The organism is Calidithermus chliarophilus DSM 9957 (assembly GCF_000430045.1).
Lineage (GTDB): Bacteria > Deinococcota > Deinococci > Deinococcales > Thermaceae > Calidithermus > Calidithermus chliarophilus.
The window spans coordinates 2,204,170-2,221,331 of sequence record NZ_KE387023.1 but is presented as its reverse complement, the minus strand read 5'-3'; the positions used below and the strand labels follow the sequence as shown (position 1 = coordinate 2,221,331).

10 protein-coding genes are annotated in these 17,162 nt (G+C 70.1%); 4 read left to right on the top strand and 6 right to left on the bottom strand.

Annotation, left to right across the window (positions count from 1 at the left end):
* Nucleotides 1-75 precede the first annotated feature (75 nt).
* Nucleotides 76-2,022: an acetate--CoA ligase gene (gene acs / locus MEICH_RS0110805; RefSeq protein WP_027892625.1), complete on the bottom strand. Its 1,947-nt coding sequence runs from the start codon at nucleotides 2,020-2,022 to the stop codon at nucleotides 76-78.
* Nucleotides 2,023-2,215: 193 nt separating this feature from the next.
* Here acs and MEICH_RS0110800 point away from each other — a divergent pair, with 193 nt between their 5' ends.
* On the top strand, nucleotides 2,216-4,852 hold the full coding sequence (locus MEICH_RS0110800; RefSeq protein ID WP_027892624.1) for an acetate--CoA ligase: 2,637 nt from the start codon (nucleotides 2,216-2,218) through the stop codon (nucleotides 4,850-4,852).
* 83 nt (nucleotides 4,853-4,935) lie between these two features.
* Here MEICH_RS0110800 and MEICH_RS24645 read toward each other — a convergent pair whose 3' ends face one another.
* From MEICH_RS24645 to MEICH_RS0110780, 3 genes are all read right to left on the bottom strand, one after another.
* The gene (locus MEICH_RS24645) at nucleotides 4,936-5,838 is read right to left on the bottom strand and encodes a hypothetical protein (RefSeq protein ID WP_051304102.1); all 903 of its coding nucleotides are present in this window, start codon (nucleotides 5,836-5,838) and stop codon (nucleotides 4,936-4,938) included.
* A gap of 115 nt (nucleotides 5,839-5,953) precedes the next feature.
* On the bottom strand, nucleotides 5,954-8,518 hold the full coding sequence (gene clpB / locus MEICH_RS0110790) for an ATP-dependent chaperone ClpB (RefSeq protein ID WP_027892623.1): 2,565 nt from the start codon (nucleotides 8,516-8,518) through the stop codon (nucleotides 5,954-5,956).
* A gap of 689 nt (nucleotides 8,519-9,207) precedes the next feature.
* Nucleotides 9,208-9,975, bottom strand: coding sequence for a hypothetical protein (locus MEICH_RS0110780; protein WP_027892622.1), 768 nt, complete (start codon nucleotides 9,973-9,975; stop codon nucleotides 9,208-9,210).
* A gap of 339 nt (nucleotides 9,976-10,314) precedes the next feature.
* Between MEICH_RS0110780 and MEICH_RS0110775 the strand changes: the two genes are divergently transcribed.
* Nucleotides 10,315-10,560 (top strand): hypothetical protein, encoded by a 246-nt coding sequence (locus tag MEICH_RS0110775; protein WP_027892621.1) that lies wholly within the window; start codon nucleotides 10,315-10,317, stop codon nucleotides 10,558-10,560.
* 89 nt (nucleotides 10,561-10,649) lie between these two features.
* Nucleotides 10,650-12,245, top strand: a complete 1,596-nt coding sequence (locus MEICH_RS0110770) for an ABC-F family ATP-binding cassette domain-containing protein (RefSeq protein WP_157202732.1) — start codon at nucleotides 10,650-10,652, stop codon at nucleotides 12,243-12,245.
* Here the strand turns inward: MEICH_RS0110770 and MEICH_RS0110765 are convergent.
* On the bottom strand, nucleotides 12,242-12,784 hold the full coding sequence (locus MEICH_RS0110765) for a hypothetical protein (protein ID WP_027892619.1): 543 nt from the start codon (nucleotides 12,782-12,784) through the stop codon (nucleotides 12,242-12,244). The genes MEICH_RS0110770 and MEICH_RS0110765 overlap by 4 nt on opposite strands.
* A 278-nt stretch (nucleotides 12,785-13,062) precedes the next feature.
* Complete coding sequence (mobA, locus tag MEICH_RS0110760) at nucleotides 13,063-13,782, bottom strand: molybdenum cofactor guanylyltransferase (RefSeq protein WP_027892618.1); 720 nt, start codon at nucleotides 13,780-13,782, stop codon at nucleotides 13,063-13,065.
* Between the two features lie 96 nt (nucleotides 13,783-13,878).
* On the opposite strand from mobA, the gene MEICH_RS27145 reads away from it, so the two are divergent.
* On the top strand, nucleotides 13,879-17,124 hold the full coding sequence (locus tag MEICH_RS27145) for a GAF domain-containing protein (RefSeq protein ID WP_051304101.1): 3,246 nt from the start codon (nucleotides 13,879-13,881) through the stop codon (nucleotides 17,122-17,124).
* The last annotated feature ends 38 nt before the right edge of the window (nucleotides 17,125-17,162 follow it).

Sequence of the window (17,162 nt, the reverse complement as noted above, 5' to 3'; positions counted from 1 at the left end):
GGTTTCTTTCACTACGAGCCACGGGCCCTGCTTTTCGCTGACGGCTGACGGCTGATAGCTGACGGCTCTTCTTCCCTACTCCCCTGCCTTCAGCTTCTCGACTACGGCGCGGTCCTCGAGCGTGCTCGTGTCCCCCTTGATGTCGGTCTCGCCCGCGGCGATCTGGCGCAGCAGGCGGCGCATGATCTTGCCGGAGCGGGTCTTGGGGAGGGCGTCGGTGAAACGGATCTCGTCGGGGCGGGCGATGGCGCCGATCACCTTGGCGACGTGGGCCTTGAGTTCGCCCTTGAGGGCGTCGGAGCCGGCGTGGCCGGCCTTGAGGGTCACGAAGGCCACGATGCTCTCGCCCTTGATGGGGTCGGGCTTGCCCACCACGGCGCTCTCGGCCACGGCGGGGTGGGAGACCAGGGCGCTCTCGACCTCCATGGTGCCCAGGCGGTGGCCCGAGACGTTGAGCACGTCGTCCACGCGGCCCATGATCAGGTAGTAGCCGTCGGCGTCGCGCCTCGCGCCGTCGCCGGTGAAGTAGTTGCCGGGGTATTGGCTCCAGTACTGGTTGAAGTAGCGCTGGGGGTCGCCCCACACCGTGCGCAGCATCGAGGGCCAGGGGCGGCGGATGATGAGGTGGCCGCCCTCGTCGGGGTTGGAGACGGGCTGGCCCGAGGCGTCCACGATGGCGGGCTCCACGCCGAAGAAGGGCTTGCCGGCGTGGCCGGGCTTCATGGGGTGTACGCCGGGCAGCGTGGTGATCATGATGCCCCCGGTCTCGGTCTGCCACCAGGTGTCCACGACAGGGCAGCGCCCCTTGCCGATGACGTTGTAGTACCAGACCCAGGCCTCGGGGTTGATGGGTTCGCCCACAGTGCCCAGCAGCCGCAGGCTCTCGAGGCGGGACTTCAGCGGCCACTGCTCCCCCGCCTTCATGAACGCGCGGATGGCGGTGGGGGCGGTGTAGAGGATGCTCACGCCGTACTTGTCGATGATCTGCCAGATGCGGCCTGGGTCGGGCCAGTTGGGCGCGCCCTCGTACATCACGGTGGTGGCCCCGTTGAGCAGGGGGCCGTAGACCACGTAGGAGTGGCCGGTGACCCAGCCCACGTCGGCGGTGCAGAAGTAGGTGTCCTGGTCCTGCAGGTCGAAGATGTACTGGGCGGTGAGGTAGACGTAGGTCTGGTAGCCCCCGGTGGTGTGCATGACCCCCTTGGGTTTGCCCGTCGAGCCGGAGGTGTAGAGGATGAAGAGGGGGTGCTCGGCGTCCACGGGCTCGGCCGGGCAGATGTCGGAGGCGTTTTGCATCAGCTCGTGGTACCAGTGGTCGCGGCCCGGCTGCATGGAGATGTCCTGGCCGGTGCGGCGCACCACCACCACGCTCTGGATGCTGGGGGCGTCGGCCAGGGCCTCGTCGGCGTTGTTCTTGAGCGTGACCACGCTGCCGCGGCGCCAGCCGCCGTCGGCGGTGATGAGCACGCTGGCTTGGGCGTCCTTGATGCGGTCGGCCAGGGCCGAGGCGCTGAAGCCGCCGAAGACCACCGAGTGGATGGCGCCGATGCGGGCGCAGGCCAGCATGGCGACGGCCGCCTCGGGGATCATGGGGAGGTAGATGGTCACGCGGTCGCCCGCCTTTACCCCCAGCCCCTTGAGCACGTTGGCGAACTTGCTGACCTCGCGGTGGAGGTCGTGGTAGGTGAGCACCTGGCTGTCGCCGGGCTCGCCCTCGAAGACGATGGCGGCCTTGGTGCGGCGGGTGGCGAGGTGGCGGTCGAGGGCGTTGTAGGCGAGGTTGGTCCGGCCGCCCACGAACCAGCGGGCGTCGGGGGCCTGCCACTCCAGCACCCGCACGAAGGGCTCGAACCAGTGCAGCTCGGAGGCTACGCGGCCCCAGAAGGCCTCGGGGTCGTCGAGGCTCTGGCGGTAGAGCGCCTCGTACTGGGCGGGGTCGGACAGGCGGGCGGATCGGCGGAAGGATTCGGAGGGCTCGAACACCCGGTCTTCCTTGAGCACGGCTTCCAATTTTTCGGTCATGGCAGGGCCTCCAAAGGCAGGAAACAGCAGCAGGGCCTGAAGCGATGGGGTCAGGGTATGCCCGGGGCCGCTCCCCGGTCAAGAACCCCCGGGTTTTGCGCCATGTGCAAATGAGAGGATTTCTTGACAGCCCCCCTGGGCGGGCCCATCATGGGCCCAAACCGCTTCTCGAGGCGCAGGAAGGTTTTCCCCGATGGCCCAAAGCCGCAAGCTCACCACCGTACAGGCCGCCCTGCGGGTGCTGGCTTACCTCCTCGCGCACCCGGAGGGCCTCGAGGCCGCCCAGGTGGCCCGCCTCCTGGGCAAGAGCCTCTCCACCGCCTACGCCCTGCTGGCGAGCCTGGTGGCTGAGGGCTTCGCCGAGCGCGTGGGCACCACCTACCGCGTCAGCCAGGACGCCCTCTCCCCCGTCAGCGGCCAGGGGCGGGGGGAGGGAAACGCCCTCGAGCGCCTGCACGACGCGCTCGAGGAGCTCTACCTGCGCACCCGCGAGCGCACCTACCTCGCCCTCCTGACCCGCGAGGGCCGGCTGCGCCTGCAGAGCCGGGGGCGGCAGGGGCAGCCCAAGCCGCCGGGGCTCGAGGGCGACAGCACCGAAGCGCTGCACGCGCTGGCGCTGGGCAAGGCGGTGCTGGCCCACCTCGACACCGCGCCGCCGGACCAACTGCGGGCCTACACCCCCAACACCCTCACCGAGCCGATGGCGCTGCAGGACGAGCTCGACCGGGTGCGGCAGATGGGCTTCGCGGTCGAGCTCGAGGAGTTTGCCGAGGGCATCTCGGCGGTGGCCGCGCCGGTGTTCGGCCCGGAGGGGCGGGTGATCGGGGCTTTCGGCGTGGTGGTGCCCTCCCGCCGCTTCCCCTACGCCTTCACCCGCCTGGTGCACGCGGTGCGCGAGGTGGCCCGCGCCGCCTCCGGGCACCTGCCCGGCGAGAGCCCCACGCCGACCCATTCCGCCCGCCCCAGCCCGGCCCTCGAGCCCCCTTCCCGCCGCAACGCCGACCGGCTCGAGGCCCCTGAGCCCCTGCGGCAGGCCGCCAACCTCCAGGACTACCCCGAGGAGTACCGCCGCTCCCTGGCCGACCCCGAGGGCTTCTGGCGGGGGTGGGCCGAGCGCTTCCACTGGTTCCGCCCCTTCGACCGCGTGCGGGGTGAGGCCGGCTGGTTCGTCGGCGGCCAGACCAACGCCGCCTACAACGCCCTCGACCGCCACGCCCAGGGCCCGCGGCGCAACCAACTCGCCCTCATCGCCCACGGCGGCGACGCCCAGGTGCACCGCCTGACCTACCGCGAGCTGCTCGACCGGGTGGCCCGGCTGGCGGGGGTGCTCAGAGGGCTGGGGGTGGGGGCGGGCGACCGGGTGGCGGTGTACCTGCCCAGCGGCCTCGAGGCCGCCCTCACGCTGCTGGCCTGCGCCCGCATCGGCGCCATCCACGCCGCCATCCCCGCCGGGCTGGGCAGCAGCGCCCTGCGCGAGCGCCTGCAAGGCACCCAGGCCCGGCTGCTGGTGGCCGCCGACCGCCTGTACCAGTCGGGGCGGGCCCTGCCCCTGGCGGCGCTGGTGGAGGCCGCCACCGAGGGCTTAGACCTCCCGGTGCTGTGGCACTCGCGGGGCGGGGAGCGGCACCCGCTGGAGCTGTGGGAGCTGCTCGAGCGCCAGCGCCCCGACACCCCCGCCGAGCCGGTCGCGGCCGAGCACCCCCTCTTCATCCTCTACACCTCCGGCTCGACGGGCAAGCCCAAGGGGGTCGTCCACACCCACGGCGGCTTCATGGCGGGCACCACCTACCACCTGCGCGCCCTCTACGACCTCAAGGACGGCGAGACCTTCTGGACCACCGCCGACCTCTCCTGGATCGTGGGGCACGCCTACGGGCTCTACGCCCCGCTGCTGGAAGGGCTCACCACCGTATTGCGCGAGGACAAGCTCGACTACCCCGACCCCGGCGCGGTCTGGAAGGTCGTGGAGCAGGAGCGGGTGGGCGTGATGTTCACCGCGCCCACCGCGGTGCGGATGTTCATGAAGTACGGCCCGCAGTGGCCCCAGCAGCACGACCTCTCCTCGCTGCGCCTGATCGGGGTGGCGGGCGAGCCGCTCAACCCCGAGGCCTGGCTGTGGGCCTACGAGCACCTGGCCGAGGGCGGGCGGCGCGGCTTCGTGGCCGACAACTGGTGGCAGACCGAGCTCGGCGGCCCCACGCTGGGCACCCCGCTGCAGCTCGAGGCCAAGCCGGGCGCGGTGGGGGTGGCCCTGCCGGGCGTCGAGGCCGTGGTGGTCAACGTGGAGGGCCAGGAGGTGCCCCCCGGCGCCGGCGGGCTGCTGGCGCTCAAGCGGCCCTTCCCTCACATGATGCGTACCGTCTGGGGCAACCACGCCCGCTACGAGCAGTACTGGCTCGAGCTCCCCGGCAAGCTCTACGCCGCCGGGGACGTCGCCAGCCGCGACGCCGAGGGCTACTTCACGGTGCTGGGCCGCAGCGACGACGTGCTCAACGTGGCCGGGCACCGCATCGGCACCGCCGACGTGGAGAGCGCCCTGGTCTCCCACCCCGCCGTGGCCGAGGCCGCCGTGATCGGGGTGCCCGACCCCATCAAGGGCGAGAACATCAAGGCCTTCGTGGTGCTGCGGGCCGGGCAGGAGAAGCGGGAGGGCCTCGAGGCCGACATCACCCAGCACGTGCGCCACCAGCTCGGCCCCATCGCCACCCCCGCCGCCGTGGTGGTGCTGGACAAGCTGCCCAAGACCCGCTCGGGCAAGATCATGCGCCGCTTGCTCAAGGCCCAGGAGCTCGGGCGCGACCCCGGCGACCTGAGCACCCTCGAGGAGTAGGGCTCCCCCGAACACCCCGCACGGTCGCCCCGGCCGTGCGGGGTAAACACCCGCCGATCCCGGCGGTTGTTCGTGGGAACCGTTCAGGGCAGGCCCAGCCGCTGGATCTGGCTCTTGACCCAGGCCACCGCCTGGCTGCCGGGCTCGTCCACCTGGTTATGGCCCTCGCTCGAGCTCACGTACGTGTAGATGCCGGTGGTGCTGCCGTTGGTGCGGCGGTTGGCGGTGTAGTCGTAGGCGAAGTTGGTCTCGCCCTGGGGCTCGACGTCGCCGTTCTGCTGGCCTTCGCGGCGCAGGAAAACCCGCTTGCTCTGCACCTCGAGGTTGTAGGTGGTGTTGGCGAAGGCCACGTCCTTGGCGTTGTAGTAGCTCGTGCCGTACCAGCGCTTGACGGGGATGGCGTCGCAACTGTCGGAGATGTCCACGCCCCAGGGGTTGCCGTTTTGGGCGTAGTAGTCGCGGAAGTAGGGCGCGTTGTCGTCCTCCCACAAGTAGCAGATGCCGTCGAGGTCGATGACGTAGGCGAAGCGCACGGCGCTGTAGATCCGGGTGAGGTTGTGCGTCCAGTTGGTGCCGTGGGAGTGGCCCACCAGGACGATGCGGGTGGGGTTGGAGAAGCCGTTGACCCAGTTCTGCAGCACCGCCTTGAACTGCGCCTCGAGCTCGAGGAAACCCGGCTCGGTCTTGCGGGAGATGCTGGAGTAGTGGCTGCGCAGGTGCGCCGAGTAGCTGTAGACCTGCGTGCTGTAGCCCAGCGCCTGGAAGGCCTGGGCGACGGCCTGCCCGGTGCCCTGGGGGCCCAGGTAGTCCCAGTTCTGCTCGGGCGCGCTGCACGTGCCCACCCCGCACCGCCCCGAGACCACGAAGATCGCCACGTCCGGGCTCCCCGCGGGCCGCAGGGCCTGGGCCCCGACCTCCGAAGATTGGGGAGCATTGGAACACGCCGCCAGCAACACGCCGAAAAAGCCGATCCACAGCCGTCTCATACAACCTCCACAGCCAGGTTTTTTTGACCAGGTTCACCATACTTCATCCGGGCGAAGCTTAGCAAGACCACGGGAAAGACCCCGCCGCGCGGGCGGGGTCCGGGTGGGTCCGGGCTCAGGCCTGGACGGCCTTCTTGGGCTCGAAGGTCAGGCCCAGCGGGCCGACGCCGACCCACAGGTTGGCCCCGTCGCCGACCTCGCCGGAGAGGATCTTGCGCGAGAGCGGGGTCTCGAGCTCGCGCTGGATCACCCGCTTGAGCGGGCGGGCGCCGAACACGGGGTCGTAGCCGCGCTCGGCCAGGAAAGCCATGGCCTCGGGGGAGAGCTCGAGGCCGATGCGCTTCTCGGCCAGGCGGGCCCGCAGGTTCCTGAGCTGGATCTCCACGATCTGGGCGATCTGCTCGCGCAAGAGCGGCCGGAAGACCACGATCTCGTCGAGGCGGTTGAGGAACTCGGGGCGGAAGTTCTGCTGCAGCACGCCCATCACCCGCTCGCGGATGCCCTCGTAGCTCAGGCCCGACTGGATGCCCTCGAGGATCAGCGGGGAGCCGATGTTGGAGGTGAGGATGATGGCGGTGTTGCGGAAGTCCACGGTGCGGCCCTGCCCGTCGGTGAGGCGCCCGTCGTCGAGGATCTGCAGGAGGATGTTGAACACGTCGGGGTGGGCCTTCTCCACCTCGTCAAAGAGGATGACGGCGTAGGGGCGGCGGCGGATGGCCTCGGTGAGCTGCCCGCCTTCCTCGTAGCCTACGTAGCCGGGAGGGGCACCCACCAGCCTCGAGACCGAGTGCTTCTCCATGTACTCGGTCATGTCGATGCGCACCATGGCCTCCTCGGAGTCGAAGAGGGTGGCCGCCAGCGTCTTGGCGAGCTCGGTCTTGCCCACGCCGGTTGGTCCCAGGAACAGAAAAGAGCCGATGGGGCGCTTGGGGTCGCTGAGCCCGGCCCTGGCCCGGCGGATGGCGTCGGCCACCGCGCGGATGGCCTCGTCCTGGCCCACCACCCGCTGGTGCAGCTCGTCCTCCAGCCGCAACAGCTTCTCGCGCTCACCCTCGAGCAGCTTGGAGACCGGGATGCCGGTCCAGCGGGCCACGATCTCGGCGATGTCCTCCTCCGAGACCTCGGGGCGGGCGAACTTCGCGCTTTGCATCTGCTGCGAGAGCTGCTGCACCTCGGCCTCCAGCCGCGGCAGCTCGCCGTAGCGCAGCTCGGCGGCCTTGTTGAGGTCGTAGGCCCGCTCGGCCTGCTCGATCTGCGTGCGCACCTCGTCGAGCTTCTGCTGGGCCGAACGCAGCCGGTTCATCACCTCGCGCTCGGCCTCCCACTCGGCGCGCTGCTTGCCGATCTCCTCCGTGAGCTCGGCGATCTCGCGCTCGATGTCACCCAGGCGGATGCGCGACTCGGGGTCGGTCTCCTTCTTCAGCGCCTCGCGCTCGATCTCGAGCTGCAGCTTCTTGCGGTCGAGCGAGTCGAGGGCCTCGGGGCTCGACTCCAGCGCCATGCGCAGCCGGGCGGCGGCCTCGTCCACGAGGTCGATGGCCTTGTCGGGCAGGCGGCGGTCGGTGATGTAGCGGTGCGAGAGCTGCGCGGCGGCGATGAGCGCGGAGTCGGTGATGCGCACGCCGTGGTGCACCTCGTACTTCTCCTTGATGCCGCGCAGGATGCTCACGGTCTCCTCGAGGCTGGGCTCGTCCACGAACACCGGCTGGAAGCGGCGCTCGAGGGCGGCGTCCTTCTCGATCTCGCGGTACTCGTCGAGGGTGGTCGCGCCGATCATGTGCAGCTCACCCCGCGCCAGCGCCGGCTTGAGCATGTTGCCCGCGTCCACCGCGCCCTCGGCCTTGCCCGCGCCCACGATGGTGTGCAGCTCGTCGATGAACAGGATGATCTCCCCGGCGCTCTGGGTCGCCTCCTGGATCACGGCCTTGAGCCGCTCCTCGAACTCGCCGCGGTACTTGGCCCCCGCCAGCAGCGAGCCCATCTGCAAGCTGACGATGCGCTTGCCCTTGAGCCCCTCCGGCACGTCGCCCTTGACGATGCGCTGGGCCAGCCCCTCGGCGATGGCGGTCTTGCCCACCCCGGGGTCGCCGATGAGCACGGGGTTGTTCTTGGTGCGGCGCAGCAGGATCTGGATGGCGCGCCGGATCTCCTCGTCGCGCCCGATCACCGGGTCGAGCTTGCCCTCCTCGGCCTGCTTGGTGAGGTCGATGCCGTATTGTTCGAGGGCGTTGTAGGTCCCTTCGGCGTGTTCTGAGTTCACTTTCCTCCCTCCTCTGGCCTCGAGCATGGCCGCTTTAACTGAGGCGGCGTTGAGCCCCGCGAAGCCGGTCTCGGCCAGCGCCAACAGCAGCGTGTCCACCGCCACGTAGCTGTCCTTGAGCTCGGCCGCCAGGGCCTCGGCCCGCGTGAGGATGCCGTTGAGCTTCCCCGAGAGGTACTGCCCCGCCTCGGCCCCGCTGATGCGCGGCAGCTTGCCCAACTCGGTCTGGGCGATGCGGTAGGCCACGTCCGGGCTCATCCCGGCCTTGCCCACGATCTTCGCCGGCAGCCCCGCCGAGTCGCGCAGCAGCACCGCCGCCAGGTGGGGCACGTCGATCTGCGAGTGGCTCATCTCCCGGGCCAGCACCTGGCTCTGGGCCACCGCCTGGCGCGCTTGTTCGGTCCACTTCTCCAAATTCATGCCGATCCCTCCACCGCAGTAGTTTTATCATGATACTTGAGCGTAATACTGTCAAGTCTGATGAGCGGAACAATTCGAGGTGAGCTGGAATGAGTATAACCAGCTTCAGGTTAGAGCAGGTTATACCCGATTCGGTCAGTCCGGCGCCGTCCGGCGGCGGACTGACAGGGCCGAAGGGATACGCTTACTTCGCCGACCGTCAGGAAGGGGTGTGCTCTAGGGTTCAAAAAGATAGCCTCCGGAGGTCTTTGGATCGGATGGTCATCTTTTTGAACCCGGTATTCTGAGCCGCAGACGCCCGAGCGCAATACCCTCGAGCGGAACCGCTTCAGCCGCCCCCGTACCGCCGCACGACCGAGCGGGCTACGCCCCGCAGTTGCTTATCGAACGTTAGAAACCGAACCCCTTCGCGCTCCCAGGAGGGCATCGAACACCCCGGCCAGGGTGAGCGTGGAAATGGCGCATTGCTCCGCCTCGAAGACGGCCCGCTCGAGCAGCTCGCGGTGGGGCTCGGGGCTCGTCTGGGGTCGAGGAACAGGATCACGCCTCCTCCCCGCGCATCTCGGCGATCAGGGCTTCGCTCGGCTTAGCTGAAGCAGTAAGCCACGCTGTCGCCGGTGAGCAGGCAGACGCGGTAGAGGTCGGGCAGGAAGCGCGGCTCGTAGGGGACGATCGCGAAGGGCACGGGCCTACCCTAGCGCGGCCAGTGCCCGGATCTCGCGGGCGATGGCCGCGTTGACCGCGAAGTGCTGCTCGAGGAAGCCCAGCAGCGCCAGCGCCGACTCGGGCGTGCGGTCGTAGCCCTGGGCGAACTCCCTCAGCCGGGCGGAGAAGCGCGGGAAGCGCTGCTCGAGGCGGCGCTCGTTGTTGAAGGGGTCGTGGTGGGCGGGCTGCTCGGCCTCGAGCGCCGAGGCGAGCTCGAGCACCCGGTCGAGGGCGAAGCCCTGTACGAAGCGCATCGCGGAGAGCTTCTCGCCGCGCCGGTAGCGCTTGAGGCCGACGTAGAGGTTGGTCAGGGCCTCTCCCAGTTGCCACTCCACCCCCGGCCGGGCGCTGCCCGCGGCCCGGCTGGCCGGCGTCGCGATGGAGGCGTCCACCCCCGCCCGCCTCCAGACGACCTGGCCCGCCGCGAAGGGGATCTGCTCGAGCTCCTGCGGCTCGAAGACCGCGAACTCGCAGAACACCCCGTCGGCGTAGAGCAGCTTGTAGCCGTCGGCGGTGTTTTGGAAGTGGAAAGCCACCGGCGCGACGCCGCTGAGCCAGGAGAGGTCGTCGAGGTAGCGGGCCTTGTGGCCCGGCTCGACGACGGCGAAGAAGTCGAGGTCGGAGTGCTCGTCGAGGCGGTCGCGCTCGAGCCCCACCGAGCCCAGCCCGATGAGGGCGAGGGCGTGGCCGGAGGCTTCCAGCGAGCGTCCGATGGCCTCGAGGCGCTCGAGCAGGCGTTGGGGTGAGGTCATACCGCCCCTTTATAGCGCAAAGGAGCGGGCCGGTGTATACTGCTTTGTCGCTTCGGCGGCTCCTATGATCGACCTGGCCTGATCTCTCCCCCCGTCCCGAAACCTGCATCGGCAGCCTTCGGGCTGCCGTTTCGCTTGGGAGGTGAGCCGTGCGCTAGCTCGTTATTGTTGGAGCCCCGATCATTCGATTCCCCAAACAATTCCCCAAAGCCTCAAACCCCTTCCCCGAAAGTCATGGGGAAAGGAGGTTTCCAACTTCGAAAGCTCGAGCATTACGTTGCCGCCCTCCACGGGTTTAGCGCCTGTGAAGGCCGCTCGAGCCGGGTCACGGGAGTGCCCATGTCTAAACAACCCAACCCCTTCGAATTCCCGCAAACCGACGACCAAGGCCAGAACCGCCCCGGGGCGCACAGCCTCCTCGAGCCCCGCCCCGACGAGCGCGGCGAGCCGGGCCTGGGCAAAAAGCTCGAGGCCCACCCCCAGAAGCACGGGCACAAGTGGGACCCCGGGCACGGCAAGGGGCCCAAGACCCAGGACCGCTTCGCCCACGCCAAGCTCAAGGAGCGGGTGCGGCGCAGGCCGTGAGCGGGGCGTATCGCGGGGGGCGGGCGCAGACCGCTGAAAGCCCCCGCCGTCCGCGGTACGCCACCCGCCCCCAAAACAAGGAGTTCCGCGTGAGCGTATTGCTGCGGATGGAAAACCTGCACTTCGCCCACCCCGGCCAGCCCGACTACCTGATCGCCGGGGCAGGCTGGGAGCTGGCGCAGGGACAGAAAGTGGGCCTGCTCGGCCACAACGGCGCGGGCAAGAGCACGCTGCTGGGCCTCGTCCAGGGCCGCCTCGAGCCCGACTTCGGCACCCTCGAGCGCCGCTACGGCAGCGTGTTCGTGCTCGAGCAGGAGGACCGCGCCGAGGGCGAGCTGAGCGCCCGGGAGTACCTGCTGGCCGCGCAGCCGGAGCTGCTCGAGCAGTTCCGGCGCCTGCGGCGGATGGAGGCCGCCGGGCTGCCCGACCCGCTGGCCTACGCCGACCTGAGCCAGAGCTTCCTCGAGGCCGGGGGGTATGCCCGGCTCGAGGCCGTCGAGCGGGTGGCCGTGGACTTCGGCTTCGACCCCGGCGGCCTGGACCGGCCCGTGGGCGGCTTCTCCGGCGGGGAGCGCCGGCTGCTCAAGCTGGCCTCGGGCTTCGTGCAGCGCTACGACCTCTACCTCCTCGACGAGCCCACCAACTACCTCGACGACCGCGCCGGCGAGCGCTTAGTGCGGGCCCTGCGCCAGACGCCCGAGACACTGGTATTGGTCTCGCACGACCGCTGGTTTTTAGACCAGGTGGCGAGCCACGTCCTCGAGCTCGAGCGCGGCCAGTTGCGCCTCTACGGCGGCAACTACTCGACCTTCGCCGCCACCAAGGCCGCCGAGCGGCTGGAGGCCGAGCGCAAGAAGGAGAAGCTCGAGCGCGAGATCGCCAAGCTGAGGGAGGTCGAGCGCACCTACAAGCAGTGGGGCCGCGACCGCGAGGCCGACAAGTACCGGCCCTACGAGGGCAAGAAGGACAAGGGCTACATCGGGGCCAAGGCCGCCAAGCTACAGGGCCGGGCGGTACAGGCCAAGGAGCGCGTGGCCGAGCGCATCGCCGAGCTCGAGGAGGCCAGGCCCTGGATCGAGAAGTTCTACGAGGTGCGCTTCCTCCCCGTAGAACCCCGCCAGGGCTGGTGCCTGGACGTGAAGGGCCTCACCCACCGCTGGGGCGAGCGGGCGCTGTTCGAGGGGCTGGACCTGCGGCTGGAGTGGGGTGAGAAGGTGCACCTGGCCGGAGAAAACGGCAGCGGCAAGTCCACGCTCATCGGCCTGTTGCTGGGGCATCTGCCCGTGCAACAGGGAGAAATCCTGTGGGGCTCGAGGGTGCGGCTGGGCTACCTGCCGCAGCAGGGCAGCGGGCTCGACGCCGGGCTCGAGGTGCACCGGCTCTTCCCCCGCGAGCAGCACCCCCAGGCCCGCACGCTGCTGGGCGCCTTCAAAGTCTCGGGCGAGGCCTTTTTCCGGCCGCTGGGCGCGCTGAGCGAGGGGCAGCAGCGCAAGGTGGCGCTGGTGCGGCTGATCCTCCAGCGCCCCAACTTCCTCGTCCTCGACGAGCCCACGACCCACCTCGACTACCAGAGCGTGGAGGGGCTCGAGCGCATGCTGCAAGACTTCGGCGGCACCGTGCTCTTCACCAGCCACGACCGCTACCTGAGCGGGCGGGTGGCCGGGCGGGTGGTCCGGCTGGGCTAAGCACCCAGGTACTTGAAGTAGGCCTCGCGGCGGATGGCCCCGTGGATAGTGTTGCCGTCGGCCACGATTACCACCGGGTACTTGCGGAACATCACCGAGAGGTCGTTGGCGGCGATGTCGCTGCCCACCACGGGGGCTTCCTCCCAGGGCACGAGGGAGTCCTCGAGCCCGATGACCCCGATGGGCACCCCGCCCTCGCGGATGACGGCGAGCTGGGTCTCGAGCGAGTCGGTGCCCAGGCCGTCGAGCACGGGGATGGGCCTGGAGAGGGCCTTGGCCGAGGTGGGCACGAAGAGCCCCGCCGAGAGCAGGGTGGTGGTGGTGACCCGCACCGCCCGCTTGAACACCCACAGCGAGATGGTGAAGATCAGCAAAAAGGAGATCCCCTCGAGCAAGCCGAAGAAGTTCAGGCCGTCCCAGCCGAAGGCGCCCCGTCGTCCGAGGGCGAGGTGGACCAGGCCGGAACCCAGGATCCCGGCGATGAGGGCGGCGAGATAAGCGATCAAACCAGCAAGGCGTAGCTCACGAACCGTTCGCATGTCGTCCCCCCTAGGATACCCTGCCCCTCCCCCGGTCTAGCTAGAGTTCAGAAACCCGGTCGGCGGTCAGGGCTCCGCTCGAGCCATCTCACTAGACCTCAGAGGTACTGGCTCGTCTACGCTTCGCTCCGCTCGAGCCGCCCTGCCGGACAGCTTGGGTTCCGGCTCGTCTACGCTTCGCTCCGCTCGAGCCGCCCTGCCGGACAGCTTGGGTTCCGGCTCGTCTACGCTTCGCTCCGCTCGAGCCGCCCTGCCGGACAGCTTGGGTTCCGGCTCGTCTACGCTTCGCTCCGCTCGAGCCACACCAGGTCTTCCTCCTTGTCGATGTCCACGCCGACGCCGGCGAAGGGCACGACCAGGGCGCGGGCGGGCATGCCCAGGATGCGCGAGACGCGGGCCTCGAGCTCGGGGATGGTGAGGCGGCCGAGCAGCAGCTTGAGGAGCACGCCCCAGCCGATCATCTGGGCCAGGGCCAGCGGGTTCTTGCGCTGGGCCACCACCTTGCGGGCGAGCCCCAGGGCCGAGGTGAAGAGGGCCTTGTCGAGGAGGATGACGTTGCCCCCGGTGAAGCTTCCCTCCCTGAGCCGGGCGTAGGTGCGCCGCATGCCGGGGAACGAGCGCTCGATCTCCTCCTTGCGCACCACGCAGTAGACCAGCCCGGCCTTGGGGGCCTGCCCCAGCACGTAGCGGATGGCTTCGGCGCTCAGGAAGGGCATGTCGCCGGTGGCGACGAGCACCTTATCCGAGCGGGCGACCTCGAGCGCGGCCTCGAGGTTTTCCAGCATGCCGCCCCGGTCGGGCAAGCGTAGCCGGGGCGCGGGGCGAAGGGGGTGGTCGGGGCCCACCACGACCGTGGTGAGGCCCGAAGCGGCCAGGGGCTCGAGCACGTGCTCGACCAGCGGGCGGCCCCTGAAGGGCACGAAACACTTGCCGGGCACGGCGAAACGCCGGGCCAGCGGGTCGTCGGGCCGACCTCCGGCCAGCACGATGGCTTCCACGGCAGCCACAATATCAGACCCTGAGCCCTTCACCACCCGCGGAGAGTGTGCACTTTGGGTGAGTGCGGGCTAAGCCTGGGCTTATACTTCGGAGCGATGAGTGTTGCCAGCGCTTACACCACTCTTCTGGAAACCCTGCAAGCGCTGGCCGGGCACCGGGAGGAAGAACTCTGGCCCTCCCTCCTGCGCTCGGCGGTGGAGGTGGTCCCGGGGGCGGAGGGCGGGGCCATCATCGTGCGGCGCAACCACCGCTACCGCGTGATCGCCCTGCACGGCTACCCCGCCGAGGTGCTGGGGCTGGAGTTCAGCGAGCCCAGCGTCATCGCCTGGTACGGCGACGAGGAGGCCTGGCGGCGCGGCGAGCCCCGCATTGCCGCCGGGGCCGACCTCGCCCGGCGCGTCGCGGCGGCGCTCGAGCAGCCCAACACCCGCGCGGCCAAGGACGCCCTGCGCCACGAGCGCATGCAGAGCATCCGGGCCAACCTCTACCTGCCGCTGCTCATCGGCAGCGAGGTGGCCGCCTACATCCACCTCGACAACCGCTCGCGCGAGGACGCCTTCACCGCCGAGTCGCTCGAGGCCATCCGGCTTTACGCCCTCCAGGCCACCGCCCTGCTCGCGGCGCAGAACCAGCGGGCGGCGCTCGAGGCCCGCCTGCGCGAGTTCGAGACCCTCGAGGGGCTGACCCAGACCCTCAACCGGGCCGGGCGCCAGCAGGAGATCGTGGCTCTGCTGGTGCAGGAGCTCGCGCACCTCCTGAACTCCCCGCACGTGCACGTGCTGCTGCACCATCCCGAGGGCGAGTGGCTGGAGAGCGCGGGCCGGCTGGGGCTGTTCGAGCGCTACGCCCACCTGCGCGTCCCCCGCGGCCTGGGGCTGAGCTGGGCCAGCCTCGAGCAGGGCCAGGTGCTGCGGGTGGACGACGCCCCCAGCGACCCGCGCAACTTCAACCCGGGCCTCCCCTCCCAGCCCCACGCCCAGCTCACCGCCCCCATGCTCGACGCCCAGGGGGAGCCCCTCGGCGTGCTCCAGGCGGCCCGCGACCTGCCCTACACCCCCTTCGAGGAGCGGCTGCTGGGCCTGATCGCCAACGTGGCCGCCACCGCCCTCGAGCGCTGCCGCAAGGCGGCTCACCTCGAGCGGCAGCTCCGCGAGACCCAGGGCCTGCTGCACACCGTCACCTCGCTGGCGGTGGGCTCGGGCGACCAGGCCTGGAGCGAGCTGCTGCGCCGGGCGGTCGAGATGGTGCCGGGCGCCGAGGGCGGCAGTATCTTCGTCCGCGAGGGCGAGGCCTACAAGCTCGTGGCCCAGATGGGCTACCACAACCAATTGCTCGGGGCGCGGGTCGAAGGGCCCGTCCACCGCTACTGGTACCCCCAACCCGAGACCTGGCTCGGCGGCGAGCCCCGCATCGTCACCCGGGAGTTCCTGCTGCGCACCCTCGAGGCCCAGGAACGGCTCATGGACCCGGCCGCCGCCGAACTCTTCGACCGCTGGGGGCGCCTGCGCGAGATCTGCTGCAGCCTGTGCCTGCCGGTGGTGCTGGGGGGCGAGGTGCAAGGCTTCATCAACCTCGACAACTTCAGCGACGAGCAGGCCCTCGACGAGTCGTCCGTCCGGGCCGCCCGCAACTACGCGCTGCAGATCGCGGCCCTGGTGGCCAACAAGCGCGAGCGGGCGGCGCTCGAGGCCCGCCTGCGCGAGTTCGAGGTCATCGAAAGCCTCACCAAGCGGCTGCAGCGCGCCACCACCCCCGAGGGCATCAGCCAGGTGCTCAACCAGGAGATCGCGGGGCTCATCGGCTCGCCCCACGTCGACATCATGCTCTACGACCCCGAGAAGGACGCGCTGGTGGCGACCTCCGCCATCGGGCTCTTCGAGCAGTTCCTGCGCCTGAGCGTTCCCCGGGGCAGGGGGCTGAGCTGGGCCAGCCTGGACTCGGGCCGCCTGATCCAGGTGGAGAACGTGCTCGAGGACCCCCGCACCTACGACCCCGCCTCCGCCTGGAGCAGGCCCCACACCCAGATCACCGCCCCGCTGATGACCTCCGACGGCCAGCCCCTGGGGGTGATCCACTGCGCCCGCGACCTGCCCGGCACCTTCACCGACCGCGAGGTGCGGCTGATGGAGGTCATCGCCAGCGTGGCCGCCACCGCCTTCGAGCGGGCCCAGGCCATCCGGCACCTCGAGCAGCAGCTCACGCAGAGCGATACCCTCCTCCAGACCGTGAAGGCGCTGGCGGTGGGCCCGGACGAGAACGTCTGGCGGGATCTGCTGCACTCGGCGGTCAAGCTGGTGCCCGGGGCCGAGGCCGGGACCATCTTCCTGCTCGAGCCCTCCGGCCGCTACCGGCTGGCGGCGCAGCAGGGCTACACCCCCTCGGTGGTCGGGCTCGAGGTCGAGCGGGAGGCGCTGGAGTTCTGGTACGGCGGGCCGCTGGGGCGGGGCGAGCCGCAGATCATCGGCCTTGCACGGCTGCTGGAGATGGAGCACGCCCTGCACGGGTGCGAAGAGGTCCCCGAGCTCCTGCGCCACCTGGGCAACCTGTCACGCCTCAAGGCCGGCCTGTGCCTGCCCATCGTGCGCGGCGGGGAGGCCCACGCCCTGATCAACCTCGAGAACAGCACCAGCGAGAGCGCCTTCGGCGCGGCCTCGCTGCAGATCGCCAGCAGCTTCGCCCTCCAGGTCAGCGCCCTCCTGGCCGCCCGCCGCGAGCGGGAGGAGCGCGAGGCCGCCTACGAGGGCGCGCTGCGGGCCATCGGGGTGGCGCTCGAGGCCCGCGACCTCGAGACCGCCGGCCACACCGACCGCGTAGCCCACCTCGCCGTGCTGATGGGCCAGGAACTCGGGCTGAGCCCGACCGAGCTGCGCGACCTGCGCTGGGGGGCCTACCTGCACGACCTGGGCAAACTCGCCGTGCCCGACAGCATCCTCATCAAGCCCACCGAGCTCGACAGCGAGCAGTGGCAGGTCATGCAGTCGCACACCACGCTGGGCTACCACTTCACCCGCAACCTCCCCTTCCTCCCCGAGACCGCCCGGCTGGTGGTCCTGCACCACCACGAGCGCTGGGACGGCACCGGCTACCCCTCCGGCCTGATGGGCCCCGACATCCCCCTCGCCGCCCGCATCTTCGCCGCGTGCGACGTCTTCGACGCCCTCATCTCCCCCCGCCCCTACAAGGAAGCCTGGACCATCGAGCAGGCCCTGGCCGAAGTCCGCTCCAAAGCCGGCAGCCAGTTCGACCCCGCCGTAATCGCCGCCTTCGACCGCGTCGTGCAGCACCACCCCGACGCCCTGCGGCTGGAGGTATCGGAGCCAGGGGCGACGCGGACGCGGTGAGCGGTAAGCGATCAGCGGTCAGCCGTCAGCCAAAGGCT